This window comes from Variovorax sp. 20P10.2.4, assembly GCF_058244205.1.
Map to the genome: position 1 here is coordinate 1 of NZ_JBZAYE010000836.1, position 2,691 is coordinate 2,691.

The window sequence follows — 2,691 nt, forward strand, 5'->3', positions numbered from 1 at the left end:
TGCCCACCTCGTGCGCCATGTCGTCGATCGACGCCGCCACGCGCAGCCTCGCGCCGGCGCCCAGGGCCTCGAAGGCCTGGCGCATCACGCGCGGATCGCCGACCAGCACGCAGCGCCGGGCCCACTCGGCATTCAGCAAGGTGCGGGCCACGATCTCGGGGCCGATGCCCGAGGGATCGCCCATCGTCAGCGCGAGCCGCTCGGGCGGCGCGGGCTGGGTGAGTTGGGCTGACAGTTCTTGCATGATGGGGATATCGGGGAACGGCGGGACCGGACGCTCTAATCTATGCAGATGCCCGCCCCAGGACAAACGATGATTGCTGACACCGACGGTGAGCCTGGCTCACGGAAAAACCCCTCGCGCCTGCCCTCGCTGATGGCGCTGCGCTGCTTCGCCGCCGCGGCCCGGACCCAGAACTTCAGCCAGGCCGCCGACAGCCTGCACCTGACCCATGGCGCGGTCAGCCGCGCCGTGCGCATGCTCGAGGACGACCTGGGCCTGGCGCTGTTCGAACGGCGCAACCGCGGCGTCTTCCTCACCGAGGCCGGGCGCCGGCTGCAGCGCGCGGTGGACGAAGGCTTCGGCCTGATCGAGGAAGCCACGCGCGAGCTGCGGCACTCGGCGCGCGAGGCGCCGCTGGTGCTCTCGTGCGAGCCGACCCTGCTGATGCGCTGGCTGATTCCGCGCTGGCCGAGTTTCCAGGCGCGCCATCCCGACGCGGCCGTGCACCTGGTGGCGGGCGGCGGACCGTTCGCCTTCGACGGCGGCATCGACCTCGCGATCCGGCGCAACGATTTCGAGTGGCCCGCGAGCGTGCAGGCGCAGCCGCTGTTCGAGGAGAAGGTCGGCCCCGTGTGCAGCCCGGGCCGGGTCGATGCCTTCTTCGACACCGGCGGCGCGGGCCCGTCGCTGCGCCGCGACGCGGTGCGGCTGCACACGCGCACGCGGCCGCAGGCCTGGCCGTCGTGGATGCAGCTGCAAGGCGCATCGGCCGGCGCCGGCGGCAGGGAACAGGTCTTCGAGCATTTCTATTTCAGCCTGCAGGCGGCGGTCGCCGGGCTCGGCGTGGCGATCGGGCCCTGGCACCTGGTCTGCGACGACCTCGCGAGCGGCGTGCTGGCCGCGCCGCTGGGTTTCGTCGCGGACGGCTCGGGCTATTTCCTGCTTTCGCCGCAGAAGCCGGCCGCGGGCCGGCAGCGCCAGTTGCTCGACTGGCTGCTCTCGGTGGTCTGAACGCTAGACTCCGCCCGCATGACCCGAGCCAGATCCCGCAAGACCCTGTTCCTGGCCATCGTGCTCGCATTCGGCGTGGCCTTCGGCTGGTACTTCAAGGTGCCCGCGCTCGGCTACTACTGGCTCAGCACCACGCTGGGCGCGGCGCAATGGGCGAACAACGCGTTGTGGCTGCCGGACTACCGGGTGGCGGTCGAGGGCCTGCCGATCCAGGGCCTGACGCGCAATGCCTCGGGCCTGACCTTCAACACCGAGACCGGCACCCTGTTCACGGTGATCAACCGCCCGCCGCAGATCGCCGAACTCGACACCGAGGGCCGGCTGCTGCGCGTGATCGGGCTCGAGGGGGTGAAGGATCCCGAAGGCATCACCTACGTGCAGGGCGAGCGCTACGTGATCTCCGACGAGGACAGCCACCGCATGTACTGGGTGCAGATCGGGCGCGACACGCGGCAGGTGTCGGTGGCCGGCCGCCCGAGCCTGGGCATCGGCATCGACCGGCTGCACAACAGCAGCTTCGAGGGCATCTCCTGGGACGGCGTGCACAAGCGCCTGTACGTGGTGCGCGAGAAGCTGCCGATGCGCGTGCTGGTGATCACCGGGCTCGACCCCGACACGACTTCCAGCGGCTTCAACATCGACATCAGCGAATGGCAGTCCTCGCGCGCGTCCTCGCTGTTCATGAGCGACCTGTCGTCGGTCACGCTGCACGATGCGACCGGCCACCTGCTGCTGCTGAGCGACGAGTCGGCGCTGGTGGTGGAGTACGCACCCGACGGGCGCCCGATCAGCATGCTGCCCTTGTGGCGCGGCTTCGGCGGCCTGCAGCGCAAGGTGCCGCAGCCCGAGGGCGTGGCGGTCGGGCCCGACGGGCGGCTCTACCTGCTGTCGGAACCCAACCTGTTCTACCGCTTCGAGCGCGCGCCGAAGCCTTCGTAGCCTTGGTCGTCAGTGCGCCGGCATCGAGGCCGAGCGCAGGCCCGCGAACACCCTGCGCTCGCCGGGCATGGTGTAGGTGGCATTGGGGCGCGGCCCCAGCAGCGAGGCCAGGCTGCGGTCGACGATGACGGTGCGGCGCGCCACGCTGTCGCGCTGGTTCGACAGCCGCTGGGCCACGGCCTCGATGCGGCGGCGGAATTCGGCGTCGAGCGCCTCGGCCGACAGCGCGGCCTCGAGGGCGCGCGCGAAACCGGTGGCGCAGCGGCGCAGCTCGCCGCTGGCCTGCAGCAGGTCCGAGGGTTGGTCGCAGCGCAGGCCGGCATCGACCCGGTCGAGCTGGTCCTCGACCTCGCTCAGCAGCATCTCGGCGGAAGCACGGGTATCGGGCATGGCATCAGTTCCTTGCGCGGCTCAGGAATTCCTGGGCGTTGGCCAGGAGCTTGTCGGCGATGGCGCCGGAGTCGACCTTGAAGCTGCCGTCGGCGATGGCGGCGCGCACCGCGGCCACCTTCGCCGCG

The 2,691-nt window shown here is 71.0% G+C and carries 4 protein-coding genes and 1 pseudogene; 2 read left to right on the top strand and 3 right to left on the bottom strand.

Going from position 1 to position 2,691, the window contains the following annotated elements; all coding sequences use genetic code 11:
• Nucleotides 1–244, bottom strand: a pseudogene (locus AC27VN_RS38295) (4-hydroxythreonine-4-phosphate dehydrogenase PdxA); the annotation flags it as partial.
• 69 nt (nt 245–313) lie between these two features.
• On the opposite strand from AC27VN_RS38295, the gene AC27VN_RS38300 reads away from it, so the two are divergent.
• Complete coding sequence (locus AC27VN_RS38300) at nt 314–1,234, top strand: LysR family transcriptional regulator (protein WP_490880040.1); 921 nt, start codon at nt 314–316, stop codon at nt 1,232–1,234.
• 18 nt (nt 1,235–1,252) lie between these two features.
• Nucleotides 1,253–2,173: an SdiA-regulated domain-containing protein gene (locus tag AC27VN_RS38305; protein ID WP_093341654.1), complete on the top strand. Its 921-nt coding sequence runs from the start codon at nt 1,253–1,255 to the stop codon at nt 2,171–2,173.
• A 9-nt stretch (nt 2,174–2,182) separates the two neighbouring features.
• On the opposite strand, the gene AC27VN_RS38310 is transcribed toward AC27VN_RS38305, so the two are convergent.
• Nucleotides 2,183–2,563, bottom strand: a complete 381-nt coding sequence (locus AC27VN_RS38310; protein ID WP_490880041.1) for a hypothetical protein — start codon at nt 2,561–2,563, stop codon at nt 2,183–2,185.
• Between the two features lie 4 nt (nt 2,564–2,567).
• Nucleotides 2,568–2,691 (bottom strand): flagellar biosynthesis anti-sigma factor FlgM (flgM, locus tag AC27VN_RS38315; RefSeq protein WP_490880042.1); only part of this gene is annotated, 124 nt, incomplete at its 5' end.

What these genes read in the sequence shown, in the direction of transcription:
- AC27VN_RS38300 (WP_490880040.1), top strand. Translation starts at nt 314, where the DNA reads ATGATTGCTGACACCGACGGTGAGCCTGGCTCACGGAAAAACCCCTCG.
- AC27VN_RS38310 (WP_490880041.1), bottom strand. Translation starts at nt 2,563, where the DNA reads ATGCCCGATACCCGTGCTTCCGCCGAGATGCTGCTGAGCGAGGTCGAG.
- AC27VN_RS38305 (WP_093341654.1), top strand. Translation starts at nt 1,253, where the DNA reads ATGACCCGAGCCAGATCCCGCAAGACCCTGTTCCTGGCCATCGTGCTC.